Genomic DNA, 14,898 nt, shown 5'->3' on the forward strand with positions numbered 1-14,898 from the left:
GCTTACCTTTCCGTTTACCATTCTTACGGATATGCGTGGCTCCACAGTCTGGACATTGCATCGCAGATTACCCTAATTCATCTCTCAATTATGCAACGCCGTCTCCGGGGCGTTGCTGAATTGAGGAATGAACCGGCAAAACCTTTAGCTGCTGCATGGCCCCCTAAATCCCCCAATGCTGGGGGACTTTGAGACTATGGCTCCCCCAGCATTGGGGGCTGGGGGGGCAAATCATACTTGCCTTAAGCAACGCCGCCCCTGCTGTTGGTTCAATAGCACTATTTCACCCATACGGGGCGGCTCTATTTGGTTGACCAACCGGAAATTGTGATCTGCATCATCCGGAAGGGAGGTATCGCTCACGTTCTAGGGCTAGAACTATCACCGCTCGACAATACCGCTATCACTTCCCAAATCGCGAATTTAGAAGACTATGAATACATTGAGACAAACCAGACATCACTCAGGAGCCTGCCGCGATGCAACTCAACTATTGTGGTGTTGCTTACGCCCGGTAGACAACCCAACGACTTTCCTCCTAAGTAACAACGACCTACCTACCCCGCTGGTAACAGTGGGGTTTTTTGTAGCTAGTCATGTCTTCCATGGTTTTCGAGTCATTTGACCATTCTCTTCCGTTGTCGAATTTTCGGGAATGTCCATTTGCGATGGCTATTTCTACCTATCGCAGAGATTGAAGATTGAAAAAGTGGTAGGGAAAGGTGAATTTTCCTGTCCTTTTTCCGTGATCCCCAAGGGTTTAGCAACGCACCTGATAAGTAGCCTGAGCATTTGTGCCAGGCTAGAGCACCTACTAGCCCAACCCTTCACAAAAGTTATTTGCGATAGATTTCGATTATGGATGGGGCAAAAACTGGGAAGCTATAATTAACGAAACAACGAACGTCGTCAGAGGAGCTAACGGGCTTTTTTGTGACAACCCTTAATAAAACCTGGCTCCCTTGAGTCAGTGACTAAACAGCTAAAGGCAATTAAAAACAAAAGCACTGCACCAATTTTCATCAACTATTGCCAGTAATTGACTTGCAATGATGCTGAAATGATTGGCAGGGTGTATGGATTTTAGTTTTTAATTGTCATCTTTAGATCATCAGATAATAGGCTATGAGATTAATGCTCTAACGCATCAGGCTTAATCCTTTAGTCATCGCCCCCGCTTCAAGGTCATCAAACCGGCAGTTACCTTCCTTACCTGGAGGTTGCCGTGAGTTTGTCCATTCTTTTAATTCCTCCGTCGTTTGCTGGCGAAGGAAAACGTTTGGCAGTTTCTCCATCCTTGGTTAGATTCTCAGCCCAGACAAACGCGAACGGGTCGCCGCTTTAGGTCTATATCCCCTCACTTTCCCTCACTTCCCAGCCGCCATGACTACCCCAACTCTCTTCAATCTCGCGCTTCGCGAAGCACATAGCCTGTGGCACCCCAAAAACGGGAGCCGACTCAAAACAAGTATTCCAGCGGGACTGGTCAGTCCCAGCCCTGACATTCTTCACCGCACCCTGCCGTCTTTGCTTAATGGCGTGGATGGCATAACCATTGCCAACGATCGCGCGCTCAACCAATGGCGCAAGGGAAGCTGGCAATCCTTTTCTACCGAGGCCTTTCGTCGGGCGGTGGAAGAATTTGCCCTGGGGTTAGAGACCTTTGGGTTGCAGCGAGGCGATCGCGTCGCTCTAATGATGCACAGCGATGTAGGGTTTGCGATCGCCGACCTCGGCACCCTGCTGGCCGGGTTCGTCAACGTGCCCATCGACCTGACCCAGACCATTGAAAACATTCTGCTAATTTTGCAAGAGGTCGAAGCGCCGCTGCTGGTCGTCTCTAACCCCGCCCTGCTCGACCAAATTCGCCCCTACCTGTGGGAAGTGCCCACCCTAAAAGCCGTGATTGTGGCTGAGGTGCCCGATGGTTGGCAGGCTGGTGCTCTCCAAAATTGGAGGAGTGGGGATGGAGGAAATGGCAGAGCAAACCCTGAAGATGCTCAGCTCACGCCGTCCCCTGATGCTTGTTTGCAGATTCCTCACTTGCTGTGTGAGGCTCAGACGCAGGCGTGTCCGCCAGTGCCAATGCCCCAGGCTTTGCGGGTGTGCGCGTTGGCAGAGGTGCGCCATTGGGGGCACCTGCGGTGGACGGTCGCGGCGGTGCAGGGATTGGGGAATGCGATCGCGCCCGCCGATCTGGCCACGATCATCTACATTGCCAGCGAAACCAAGCGCCCCAAGGGGGTGATGCTCAGCCATGAGGCGATCGCCGCCAACGTGCTGGCTTCGTTTTCTAGCTACCCCAATCTTCAAACCGGCCCCGACGAAGTGGCCCTGCTGTTTTTGCCCCTCAACCACATCTTTGCCCGCGTGTTTTTGTATGGCCACCTGGCCTGGGGCCACAGCATCTATTTCTCTGACCCCAACCATCTGATCAAGCACCTGCGTCGGGTCAAGCCTACGTTTTTAATTACCGTGCCTCGGCTACTCGAAAAAGTGCACGAGCGCATTCTCGACCAGGTCAACCACCTCAGCCACTTCGACCGGCGGGTGCTGCAATGGGCCATCAAGCTCACGGCTCGCTTCGACCCAGCTCAGCCGCCCCAAAAGCTCTACCGTCTGCAAATGCAGCTAGCCGAACGGCTGGTGTTTGTCAAATGGCGCGAGGTGTTTGGTGGGCGACTCAAAGCCTGTATCTGTGGCGGTGCCGCCCTGTCTGGCCATCTTGTCAAGTTTTTCTCAGCGGCGGGGGTGCCCGTCTATCAAGGCTATGGTCTCACCGAAACCAGCGGCGTACTCACCTACACCCGCGAGGGCCACAACCGCCCCGGCACCGTCGGTCTGCCCATTCCCGGCGTTGAGATTGCGATCGCCGCCGACCAAGAAGTGCTGGTGCGCGCGCCCTTTCTCATGGAGGGCTACTACCATGACCCCGCCACCACCGCCGCCGCCCTCACCCCCGATGGCTGGCTACACACTGGCGACTTCGGCACCCTCGATGCCGACGGCTTTCTCACTATCACCGGAGTGAAAAAAGCCCTCTTCAAACTCTGCACCGGCAAATATGTCTCTCCCCGACCCCTAGAGCAAGAATTAATGGCTTCTCCCCTGGTAGCCAAGGCCATCACCGTCGGCGCTAACCACAAGTTCTGCGCCATGGTGATCGTTCCTGAGCTAGACACTCTGCGTCAGCAAGTCGAGAGTTGGGGCCTTGACCTCACCCAACCCGACTGGTGGCACCATCCCCGCATCACCGCCCTCTACCAAAGCCTGATCGACAATGCCAACTGCCATTTCCCCTACTGGTCAACCGTGCGCAAGTTTGCCCTAGTTGAGCACAGCGAGGGGCTAGACGAGGTGGTGGAGCGGTTGTATGGCGATGGCGGAGTTAGGGAGGATGGGGGAGATGAGGTGGATGGGGGAGATGAGGTGGATGGGGGAGACGGGGAGAGTTGTCCGGTGTATGCGCGATCGCTAATGCGCTACTAAGGCAAGTTTTGAATTCTGAGTTTTGAATTTTAAGTGCGAAAGCTCAAAACTCTTCCTTTGAACAATACTCTCAGCCATTCCATCACCCCAAACCCGAACCCTAAATTCTCAACTTTCTCCGACTTTTCCCAACTTAAAACTCAAAATTCAAAACTCAACACTTATTCCCTCTTCCTCCAACTACGCCACATCAAGGAGTCAACCATGCGCCAGCCACTTCAAACCGCCGCCGTCCTCGGAGCCGGGGTCATGGGTACCCAAATTGCGGCTCACCTGGCCAATGCCGGGCTCACTGTTCACCTATTAGAATTGCCCTCTCAAAAAGGCAACAAAAATGACTTGGTAGAAGGAGCCTTCAAAAAAGCCTGTAAGCAGTCGCCGCCGATTTTCTACAGTCAGCAAGCGGTGAAGCGCGTCATTTTGGGCAACTACGAAGAACATTTCGATCGCCTGTCTACGGTGGACTGGGTAATTGAAGCGGTGGTCGAAAACCTCGCCGTCAAGCAGGAGTTGTTTGCGCGGGTTGAGCGCACCGTTGGCCCAGACGCGGTGATTTCTACCAACACCAGCGGGCTGCTGATTCGCCAGGTGGCTGAGGGGCGATCAAAATCCTTTAGAAAACGGTTTTTGGGTACCCACTTCTTTAACCCACCTCGCTACCTAAAACTGCTCGAACTCATTCCCACCGCCGATACCGACCCTGCCGTGGTTGAGCGCGTGGCCGCCTTTGGCCGAGACAGGCTGGGCAAAGGCATCGTCATCGCCAAAGACACCCCCAACTTCATCGCTAACCGCATCGGTGTGTTTGTGTCGATGCTGGGTCTGCGATCGTTCATCCAGGGCAACTACACCATCGAGGAGATCGACACCCTCACCGGCACCCTGGTGGGGCGACCCAAGTCGGCCACCTTCCGCACGGCAGATCTAGTGGGGCTCGACACGCTACTCTATGTCGCCGATAACCTCTACCCTGCCATCCCCCACGACGAGCGGCGCGAGCTGTTTCAGCCCCCCGAGCTGATGCGCAAGCTGGTGGCTACGGGCACCCTGGGGGCCAAGTCGGGCCAGGGTTTTTACAAAAAAGTAGGCGGCGAAATTCGCTCGCTGAATCCTAAAACCTTTGGCTACGACTCGCCTCGCCCGGTCAACCTGGGGAATTTGGACGGGCTGAAAAAACACGATTTAGCCGAACGCCTGCGTCACTTATATAAAGAGCGGAGCCGAGCCGGAGATTTCTTCCGCCAGACCATGCTCGAAACCCTGGCCTATAGCGCCAACCGCATCCCCGAAATTGCCGACAGCCCGGCTGACATCGATCGCGCCATGGCCTGGGGCTTTGGCTGGGAAATTGGCCCCTTCGCCATCTGGGATGCCCTGGGTTTTGACCGGGTGATTCACGATATGAACCAGGCCGGGCTGACTCTTCCCCCCTGGGTTGAGCGCATGCATGCGACCGGTGCAACGGGTTTCTACAATGCCGACCCGGCGATCGCCACACCAACCGTCTATGTGCCCGGTGAAAGCTACGTCTCCCTGGAAATCCCTACTAATGAACTCCATCTAGTCGAGTTGAAAGCCAAGCCGCCGCTCTGGCACAACAGCGAGGCCGCCCTGCTCGATGCCGGAGACGGGATTGCCCTGTTTGAGTTTCGCTCTAAGGCCAATACCCTCAGTACCAAAGTGGTCGAAGGTCTCGGTGCTGCCCTTGACTGGCTGGCCGCCCACGACAACTACCACGGCATGGTGATCGGCAACGAAGGCCCTAACTTCTGCGTTGGCATCAACCTCGCCGAGGTGGGCAAAATCGCCCAGTGGGAAAACCTCAACCCCCTCAACCGCAACCATCGCACCATTGCCAAGCTGCTCCACGATGTCCAAACCCTGGTGCAGCGGATTTACTACTTCCCTAAACCCGTGGTTGCCGCCATTCAGGGGCGGGCGCTGGGGGGCGGTTGCGAACTCGCCATGGCCTGCCCCCACGTCGTTGCCGATGCCGAAACCTACATCGGCCTAGTGGAATTGGGCGTTGGCCTCATCCCGGCGGGGGGCGGCCTCATGCGCCTCGCCCGCTGGGCTAGCCAGCGTGCTATCTCCGACGAACCCGCCGACATTCTGCCCTGGCTGAAGCAGGTATTTCGCACCGTCGGCATGGCCCAGGTCTCCAACAGCGCTCACGAAGGCATCGAGCTAGGCTTCTTGCCCGCCACCACGCAGATTGTGATGAACAGCGATCGCCGCCTCTACGCCGCCAAACAGGAAGTGCTCTGCCTGCACCGCATGGGTTACGCGCCCCCACCCCGCCAGCCCATCCCCGTCCTCGGCCAACCCGCCCGCGCCATCCTCGAACACATGGCCTACGTCATGCACGCCGGGAACTACATCAGCGACTACGATCGCAGCCTTGCCAACCGCCTCGCCTACGTCCTCACAGGCGGCGACCTCACTGTCCCCGCCGCCGTAGACGAGTCCTATCTCTTCAACTTAGAACGCGACAACTTCCTGCCGCTAATCGACGAACCCAAGACTAAAGAGCGATTGCTGCACATGTTGAAGACGAAGAAACCATTGAGGAACTAGGGCGTGAGGGGGTTGATGGAGTGATCGGGTAATGGGGTGATCAGACGTTCAAAATTCAAAACTAAAAATTCAAAATTTTGAACTTTGAACTTTGAACCCTCCACTCCATCACTCCCCCCCATCCTCTCCCACTCCCCACTCCATCATTCCCCACTCCATTACTCCCCTCCACCAGAGCCTCCCGCTATGAACACCACCGCCTACATTGTCAGCACCGTCCGTACCGCCGTGGGCAAAGCGCCCCGGGGTACCCTCCGCCACACCAGCCCCGATGACATGGGAGCCGCCGCCGTTCGGGGCGCACTGGAGCGCATCCCCGCCCTGGTCTCTGACCACATCGACGATGTGATCATGGGCTGCGCCATGCCCGAGGCCGAGCAGGGGTATAACCTGGGCCGGCTGATTGCTTTGCGAGCGGGTTTGCCCGACTCGGTTTCTGGCGTCACCGTCAATCGGCTGTGCGCATCAGGGCTGCAAACCATTGCCATGGCCACCCAAGCCATTGCCTGGGGGCAGTCCGACGTGATCGTGGCGGGCGGTGTCGAGTCCATGAGCATCATCCCCATGGGCGGACACCAGTTTTCTCCTAGCACCGAGCTGTTTGCGGAGATGCCCGATGCCTACATTCCCATGGGTCTCACCGCCGAGAGAGTCGCCGATCGCTTCCAAATATCCCGCGCTGATCAGGATGCCTTTGCCCTGCGATCGCACCAAAAAGCCATCGCTGCCCAGGCATCCGGTCGGTTCAAAGCTGAAATCGTTCCCGTCACCGTGCGCACCACTGAGTACATTGACGGCCAGCCCCACACCCAGGAGCTGACCTTCGACACCGACGAAGGCCCCCGCGCCGACACCAGTCTAGAGGCCCTGGCTCAGCTCAAACCCGTCTTCAAAGCCAACGGTACCGTCACCGCTGGGACATCCTCCCAAATGTCTGACGGCGCCGCCGCCACCGTCGTCATGGGCGAAAATACACTCCACGAACTCGGTCTGCAACCCCTCGGTCGCCTACTCGGCTTCGCCGTCGCCGGAGTGGCCCCCGAAATTATGGGCATTGGCCCCATCGCCGCCATTCCCAAAGTGCTGAAGCAGGTCGGCCTTACCCTCGCCGACATCGGCCTGATCGAACTCAACGAAGCCTTCGCCGCCCAATCCCTCGCCGTCATCCGCGAGCTGGGCCTCAACGAAGAGATTGTGAATGTCAATGGGGGTGCGATCGCCCTGGGCCACCCCCTCGGCTGCTCCGGTGCCAAGCTCACCGCCACTCTACTCCATGAAATGCAGCGACGCGGCACGCGCTATGGGCTGGTGACCATGTGCGTCGGTGGGGGAATGGGCGCAGCGGGGGTGTTTGAAAATTTGATGCGATGAAGTTGTTGCGTAGGTTGGGTGGCACGTAGCAAAACCCAACAAACTCTTTGGATTTCACAAAATCCTATTGCCGACCAGGTGTTGGGTTCCACTGCGTTTCACCCAACCTACCTCCCCCTTTCGAAACTCAAAACTTCCCACCACCCCAGGCTCACCATGCTCCTACCTACTCTGCTCCTCTCCCTCACCATCGTCCTCATTCTTTTGATCGCTGTCCCTTCGCTCCGGCGAAGTCTTATCTCAACCCCCCTTGGCAAAGTTGCTCGCAAACAGCTGCCCAAAATCTCCGACACCGAGCGAGCCGCGATCGAGGCAGGCCAAGTCTGGATCGAAGGCGAGTTTTTCTCTGGAAACCCCGACTGGCAAAGAATACTCAACGAACCCTACCCCTCGGTGCCGCCCGAGGTGCAGGCCTTCCTCGACGGCCCAGTGGAGCAGGTTTGTCAGATGGCGACCGACTGGGAGATCTACCAGCGCAAAGACCTGCCTCCGGCGGTGTGGAAGTTTCTTAAGCACGAAAAATTCTTCGGCATGATGATTCCCCAGGAGTTTAGCGGTCTGGGCTTTTCGAACCTGGCCTACAGCGCCGTAATGGTGAAGCTGGCGTCGCGCTCCTTTACCCACGTGGCCACGGTGGGGGTGACCAATTCCCTCGGCCCAGCTAAATTGCTGCTGCGCTACGGCACCCCCGAGCAAAAGGCTCGCTACCTGCCGCGCCTAGCCATTGGCGAAGAAATTCCCTGCTTTGCGTTGACCGAGCCTTTGGCCGGGTCTGATGCCGCCAGTCTCACCTCTCGCGGTGAAGTATTTAAAGGAGAAGACGGCCAGCTGTATCTGCGGCTGAACTGGAAAAAGCGCTATATCACCCTGGGGGCGATCGCAACGCTGATCGGCCTCGCCTTTCGCCTCTACGACCCCGACAACCTGCTGGGGCTGGGCCATGACGTGGGCATCACCTGCGCCCTGGTGCCAAGGGAAACCCCTGGCGTTGTCATCGACCATCGCCACGACCCCATGGGCGTGCCCTTCTTTAACTCCCCCATTGAGGGCCACGACGTAGTGTTACCCATCGACCAGATCATCGGCGGCGTTGCTCAAGCAGGCCAGGGTTGGAAGATGCTAATGCAGACTTTGGCAGCGGGTCGGGGTATTAGCTTCCCCGCCACCTGTACTGGGGTGGCCAAGTTAGTATCGCGGGTGGCCAGCGCTCACAGCGTCGTACGTCAGCAGTTTGGTTTGCCCATCGGTCGCTTCGAGGGGGTCGAAGAACCTCTGGCCCGCATTGCCGGATTGACCTATGTCGTCGATGCCGCTCGCCTCTACACCTGTGGCGCGGTGGATAGTGGGGCGCAGCCGGCGGTGGTGAGTGCGATCGCAAAGTACCAAAGCACCGAGCTAGCCCGCACCATCGTCAACGACGGCATGGATATCCTCGGCGGTTCCGGCATTTGCCGGGGGCCGCGCAACCTGCTGGCCAACGTCTACACCGCCATTCCCATCGCCGTCACCGTTGAGGGGGCCAACATTCTCACCCGCACCCTGATGATCTTTGGCCAGGGCGTTATCCGCTGCCACCCCTACCTCTACGATGAGATTCAGGCTCTCTACGACAGCGATTGGGTTGCCTTTGACCGGCTGCTGTGGGGCCATGTTGGCACGTTTATTCACAACGTCGGTCGATCTATTGGGCTGGGTTTTACCCAGGGGCGATTGGCCAAAGCTCCAGTCAGCGGCCCTACCGCCCCCTACTACCGCAAACTCTCCTGGGCTTCGGCCACTTTCGCCATCCTCACCGATGTCGCGCTGATCCGCTACGGCGGCAGCCTTAAACGCCACGAAAATCTTACTGGCCGCTATGCCGATGCCCTCTCCTGGCTATATTTGACCAGTGCCATGTTGCGCCGGTTTGAGGCCGAAGGGCGACCCGACGCCGACTTAGCAACGGTAGAATGGGCAGCCCAGTATGGCCTGGTTCAAATTCAAACCGCCTTTGAGGGCATCGTCAGCAACCTATCGCTGCCTGTGGTTGGGACGCTGCTTAAGCCGCTGATGGGGCTTGGGCTGAGGCTAAATCCCCTAGCGACCCTGCCCACCGATCGCCTAGGGCACCAGGTGGCGAAAGATCTGCAAACGATGGAGGGCATGCGCGATCGCCTCACCGCTGGCATCTATCTGCCCACTGACCCCACTGAAGCGCTGGGCCGCCTAGAGCAGGCCCATACCCTCAGCCACCAGGCCGACCCCATTCACCGTCGCCTCAAAGACGCTGTCCGCACCGGGCAACTAGCTACCGATGGTTCAGAATCCCTAGAAACCCTGGCCCACCGGGCAGGGCTGCTCACCCAGAGCGAATGGGATGTTCTGATGGCGGCGGATGAAGCCCGCAAAGACGCCATCCAGGTCGATGCCTTCACCTTTGACGAATACGAGGCTGGTAGCACAGTAGATCTAATTGACGCCCCTCAGCCGTTGCTGTCCGATCGAGGATAGAAGTTAATCCTGTTTCAAGACTCACAAACTTTAACCTGGGACTCCTTTAAATCTAAAAGAGTCCCAGGTTAAGACTTTCGGTTTGTCAGAACTGATCCCCTTGTCAGACTAACCAAGACGATACTCACCATAGATTTGTGCAGATCGGGCTAAGGCTGGCACACTACACTGACCGATTCGACCAGCTCGCCATCCACAGCAATTTTTAGCCAACATGAGGAGTCCGCTGTGTAGTATTCCATAAAGCTGCCATCCTCGCGATCGCTCACTACCGGCACACCATAGCGCTCGCGCACTTGCTCAAAATCCATGCCGGGGCACACTCCTGCTGGGGTGCAATATTGGTCGCTGGTGCTGGTCATGCCAATCACCGTCCCCTCCTCCAGCAAAACGGTGAAACCAGGGTAGTCGAGCTGACTATAAAACGAGCTGCTCACCTGACTCGGCTGCCCAAATTCACGAATAACCGTCTTCCCCTCAACCCCAAGCGAAAGACCGCCTAGACGAAGTTCCTGCTCTGGCAAATCTTGCGATCGCAACTCAGAAGTTTGCTCAGCCACAGCCTGCTTTTGGCCCAAGGTTGTAGTCGGACTTTCTTCTACGCTGGCCTGCTCTATCTGGAGTGATAAATCCGTTGATTCCTTGGGCAAAGAACTGCTAAGTGAGCTAGGTTCGACCGAAGAAATTGGTGCAATATTAGATGCAGTCGAATTAGTACATCCTATTAAAATCACTCCAGCCAAACCTGAACCAATCACTCTAGCCAAAGCCGGACAATTAGACTTCCAACTTTCCCACATTTAATTGCTCTGCTCAGATAAACTTTCTTCCACCGATCGCCACCCATTTTCAGTACAGACGCCAGCTTCATCAGGGCGAGGAAGACACCAGTAGTTTTCACCGTCAAATATCACCCCTTGCTGGATATAAGTTAGCTCTACCAGAGGATTCCACTCTTTCTCGCCCATTTCATCATAGTAGCGATACTGGTCGCCAAAAACCTCTAGGCCTTGATCGGTACCACCCAGCACATATAACCCATCCAAAATAGGCGGCGATGTCGTGGCGTCATAAAGCTCTGACTCACAGGGTTCACCCTCACCATTGCAGCCGCTGATAATATCCCCATCTTCAGATATTTTAGAGATGGTGTTTCCCTCTATCCGCAATCGCTCTCCATCATCTAGGATGAGAGGATTAGAAAACTGTCCCCGATAGAGCACAGAACTGCTTTCGGTGCCGTGCTGTTCCACGGTAGTCGCGCCATCTAATTCAATGGTGATCGATTGCCCGGTGCCATTGCCGCCGTAGAAGTTAAAGTAGCGATCGCCAAAAAATGGCGGTTCTTCTGCCGCTAACTCAACTGATTCTGAGTTTCCAGAAGACTCATTTGGGTCTATTTTTGAGGCTAAATCGGCATCTACTGAAGTGCTAGAGGGCGTGACGTTAGCACATCCAGTTATCAACCCAGAAAGCCCGATCAGGGCGACGGTGGAAATGCGAGTTAGACACAATTTCAAAAGTATTTTCATCATAAAAATCTCGTTTAATAGGCTGTGCTTCATAGGGGTTGCGGCCCTAACCAGAGAGGGCATCACCGTAGAAATAAACGAGCGATAGCGCCCGCCACCTCCATGCAAGCCTAGCAGCGGAGTTTTGTCCCTAGAAAAACGCCAGATTCCCAACTGGACTCGGTTTTCTAGGGAGAAACACCCCCTTTACAGTCATCTGGTATTACAGCCCTGAGAGCCGTACCTTGTAAGGAATTTCTTCGACTGGCACATCTTCAACATCCCAGTCGTCGTAGCGCAGCTGAAGCCGCTTTTCTCCGGCGTAGCCTACCAGCTTGCCGCCGTAGTGTTTGGCCTCAGTGCCCAGGCTTTGAATGCGCACCATACCGTTGAAGACCGTAGCGCGAGCCAGATAAATTACTAGGTCATCGCGAGAAGGGCGATTCACCGTCGTGCTGGCGGTCAGGTGGCCCAGGCCACGCTCATCCATTTCTTGCCCCAGGGCCAATGCCGTGTTGCGAATGCCGCGAATCGCCACGATCGCTGACGCCACCGCCATGGTGATATCGACCCCCTCATCAGTCAAAATCTGCTGGGACGACAAAAACTGAAAATTGCGCTCCCCCAGGTCACTGCGAATGCGGCGGTGAATCAAATTCTCTGACTGATAACTGGTCAGGGCACCCACGATCGCCCCGCAGGCCGCCCGAGGTTCTCGCCAGGGAGATTCGCGGGTCTTGCCGTAGACCTGCTTGCCATCTTCTTGAATGCGCCCCACGTGGGTTTTGAGATCGATCGCCACCAGCGAAATCGACTGCGGGTTGCCCTCATAGACCCGCCGTTTGAGCTTTTCATCCAGCTCGTGGGCCACGGTGACGTGGGCCAGGGTGGCCCCATTGTCGGTGCCGCCCCCAGCGGGGAAAAACGCCTCCAGCTTGAGTTCGCCAATCTCTGACAGGGTGGCAAACCGGGAGGCCACCACGTCGCGGTAGCGTTTGGTGGCCTCACCCTGGTGAATGCGATCGCCGCAGTTGGTGTAGGCTAGCGTCGTCACTGCGCTGGGCAGGCTCATATCGGCCCCGCAGGCCTGAATATCCGTTGGGCTAGCCCCAGCAAATTGCAGCTCGTCGCGCAGCAGCTGTAGCCCTTTGATCAGCGCGTAGCGATCGCTGACGATCTCGTTTAAGTAGTTGTGGTAAGCGTTGCGCTCCATGCCAAAGCTGGCGGGAAGCTGCCAAAATCGCTCAATCCGCACCTGACTTGGGGCAGCGTCAAAGGGCAAAACCATGGCAAGTAGACCCCTTTGGGTGAAATAGCTGGTTTGAACTCATGCCATAGTAAGCGGTCTGGCCCAAAAAACATCCCCTTGACCCGGGCTGACTGGGAGAAAACTGCTCTAAGGCGCAACGGCCTCATTCTAGGTCTATTCATTTTTTAATTGAGACTCAATCAAAGGCAAATGGGTCTCATCCCGAGATTTTGCTTTTGCAGGGTTTGCAGAGGGACGCGATCGCATCTCCGATGCCGCGCAATGTCTCGTATAAGAGTGTTCAGTTAGTTAATTCTCAGCCTGGCTCACCAGAAGTTCTGGCTGGCAAAAGGTTTCGGTAGTTAACAACAGCCTGCGCAAAGCCAATACTGTCCTATATTCTGAGTATTTTGTTGTCTTAAAGACATTAATAAGCCCTTAATTGAGATAAAAACATGCTTAAAAATCCTCTGATTCCTGCCCTGGCCGCCAGTGCGCTGTTGATTGCCTTGGCCGCCTGTCAGCCGACGGCCACCACCCCAGATACCGGTGGAGAGACCACCATCGAAGCCCCAGTCACCGAGCCACCGGAGGGGGATGCCGTAGGCGATCGCGCCGACTATACCGAAGTGCCCGTGCCTGGCGGGGCCGTCGGGGCAGAGCCCACCGAAGTTGCCCTGGCCGCCTTTGGCAGCACCGAACCGGGCGAAGGCAACTTTGAAGAAGACGTTGAAGTGGTCGAGCAAACCGACGCCATGGCCCTGGTAATTCTCACCCAAACCGGCCTCGCCGACGACTCCGTCAACGGCATGCGCTATCGCCTGGAGTTTGTGCCCGAGGGCGACCAATGGCGGCTCGACTGGGCCGGTAGCCAGGTGCGCTGCCAACCCGATCGCGGCTCCCAAGAATGGTCTACCGACTTGTGCATTTAAGCTAGCCCTAATGTTGTTAATCCCTGCCTTAGCTTAAGTAAACGGGCTTACCGGCTCAGCCAACAGGCCTGGGCTGTAGGCCCAGCTAATACCAATTCAGCAAACCCAGCGCTCCTAAAAGGAGCTTCGTCGTTAGGTCGAGGCCTGCGTTTCAGAAGCCATGGGGTTGTCTGCATCCTCTGCCTGACCGTTGTTCCCCAAACCGCTTGCCTCCAGGTGTCGCAGAATAGATTGCACGATAGGAAGCGCAATGCTAGCCCCAAAAAGAGCATTGAAACCGGTAATCACAGCGGGCGCTGATAAAACAACCGCAATTTCTGGAAAAAGCGCGATTACGGTAATCAAAATTAGGAAGAAAATTGGGGTGGCAATACCTGCACTAACAGCCGCCGCCACAATTTTGTCTCGAAATTCCTCTGATGTAATGTCGCCACGGTGGAGATCTAGCGTGTAGGCCACGGCTGTGACTACAGCCTGGGTTAATACGGCGGTGCCTGTAGCGGCTACCCCCAACTTGCCAATGGTCAACGAATTTTTGAGTACCGAGTCTACAGCGTTGTAGAGACGAATGTAGATCTGCTCTTGCCCTGTCATCAGGTCAGCACCCCGTCGCAGGTTATTCGTGCCGACTTCCCAAACGATGTTCTCAGCGCCGTTGCTGCCGCCTCGGGCATGGGGTCGAATGTGGCTACCGTGCTTATCAGAGAGAAATACCCGAATATTGCGTTCGCTCACCCCCAACTTAGAGGTGCCCGGAATTTTGTTAAATAGCGCCATAACATCGGCTTCAGACCGAGGCGTATCGCTCAAACGTACTCCCGCTGTTTGCACTCGCCGCGCCAGCTTGGGCATTTCTACCGCTAGTTCCTGAGCAGTGCGTGGCAGATCCTTCAACGCTTGGGCGATCGCCGCGCCAGAGGTTGCCGCACCAGCAAGGGTAGTTTGCATGGAGCCAACAGCAACTTTAGCTTCCGAAGTTGCTGCCTCAATGTGAGTGCCAAGCTGATGGGCAGCCTCAGCTGCTTTGGCAGAAAGAGCTTTGGCAGGATTGGAAAAATTCATCAGGGTTTAGCACTGTCTCTTATCAAAAATAAGCGTACCCTTTACGTCTCAAAAGCCTCTGGAATCGGCACAGCTTCATCGAGTATCGACCGTCAGGTCAAGACTTTGTTTGGGGATCCACCTAGATCGTCGAGACAGCAAACGGGCTATGGCAATTTATTGAAGGCGGCATAGCCGTGGTTATTAATGAAGATTATTCTGCGTTAAGACTGTTAAA

10 protein-coding genes are annotated in these 14,898 nt (G+C 56.1%); 5 read left to right on the forward strand and 5 right to left on the reverse strand.

Going from position 1 to position 14,898, the window contains the following annotated elements:
* The coding region (locus H6G07_RS27100; protein ID WP_422393855.1) for a transposase-like zinc-binding domain-containing protein at positions 1-61 on the reverse strand (61 nt) is incomplete at its 3' end.
* Between the two features lie 1,322 nt (positions 62-1,383).
* Between H6G07_RS27100 and H6G07_RS14295 the strand changes: the two genes are divergently transcribed.
* The 4 genes from H6G07_RS14295 (at position 1,384) to H6G07_RS14310 (ending at position 9,927) form a co-directional block, all read left to right on the forward strand.
* Complete coding sequence (locus tag H6G07_RS14295; RefSeq protein ID WP_199312102.1) at positions 1,384-3,489, forward strand: AMP-dependent synthetase/ligase; 2,106 nt, start codon at positions 1,384-1,386, stop codon at positions 3,487-3,489.
* Positions 3,490-3,693: 204 nt separating this feature from the next.
* Entirely contained in the window at positions 3,694-6,066 is a 2,373-nt protein-coding gene (locus tag H6G07_RS14300) for a 3-hydroxyacyl-CoA dehydrogenase NAD-binding domain-containing protein (protein ID WP_073611046.1), read from the forward strand.
* Positions 6,067-6,252: 186 nt separating this feature from the next.
* Positions 6,253-7,437, forward strand: a complete 1,185-nt coding sequence (locus H6G07_RS14305) for a thiolase family protein (protein ID WP_073611047.1) — start codon at positions 6,253-6,255, stop codon at positions 7,435-7,437.
* A gap of 156 nt (positions 7,438-7,593) precedes the next feature.
* Complete coding sequence (locus H6G07_RS14310) at positions 7,594-9,927, forward strand: acyl-CoA dehydrogenase (protein ID WP_073611048.1); 2,334 nt, start codon at positions 7,594-7,596, stop codon at positions 9,925-9,927.
* A gap of 149 nt (positions 9,928-10,076) precedes the next feature.
* Here H6G07_RS14310 and H6G07_RS14315 read toward each other — a convergent pair whose 3' ends face one another.
* The 3 genes from H6G07_RS14315 to H6G07_RS14325 all read right to left on the reverse strand — a co-directional run bounded on the left by H6G07_RS14315 (position 10,077) and on the right by H6G07_RS14325 (position 12,726).
* Positions 10,077-10,577: a hypothetical protein gene (locus tag H6G07_RS14315; RefSeq protein ID WP_139297204.1), complete on the reverse strand. Its 501-nt coding sequence runs from the start codon at positions 10,575-10,577 to the stop codon at positions 10,077-10,079.
* A gap of 150 nt (positions 10,578-10,727) precedes the next feature.
* Positions 10,728-11,492, reverse strand: a complete 765-nt coding sequence (locus H6G07_RS14320) for a hypothetical protein (RefSeq protein ID WP_190740716.1) — start codon at positions 11,490-11,492, stop codon at positions 10,728-10,730.
* A 169-nt stretch (positions 11,493-11,661) separates the two neighbouring features.
* On the reverse strand, positions 11,662-12,726 hold the full coding sequence (locus tag H6G07_RS14325) for a hypothetical protein (protein WP_073611050.1): 1,065 nt from the start codon (positions 12,724-12,726) through the stop codon (positions 11,662-11,664).
* A 416-nt stretch (positions 12,727-13,142) separates the two neighbouring features.
* Between H6G07_RS14325 and H6G07_RS14330 the strand changes: the two genes are divergently transcribed.
* Positions 13,143-13,619 carry a hypothetical protein gene (locus H6G07_RS14330; protein WP_073611051.1) on the forward strand — a complete coding sequence of 159 codons (477 nt, stop codon included), beginning with the start codon at positions 13,143-13,145 and terminating at the stop codon, positions 13,617-13,619.
* A gap of 132 nt (positions 13,620-13,751) precedes the next feature.
* On the opposite strand, the gene H6G07_RS14335 is transcribed toward H6G07_RS14330, so the two are convergent.
* Positions 13,752-14,567, reverse strand: coding sequence for an HNH endonuclease (locus H6G07_RS14335; RefSeq protein ID WP_190740718.1), 816 nt, complete (start codon positions 14,565-14,567; stop codon positions 13,752-13,754).
* Positions 14,568-14,898: the final 331 nt, after the last annotated feature.

The organism is Phormidium tenue FACHB-1052, from assembly GCF_014696675.1.
Classification (GTDB): Bacteria; Cyanobacteriota; Cyanobacteriia; order Phormidesmidales; family Phormidesmidaceae; genus Nodosilinea; species Nodosilinea tenuis_A.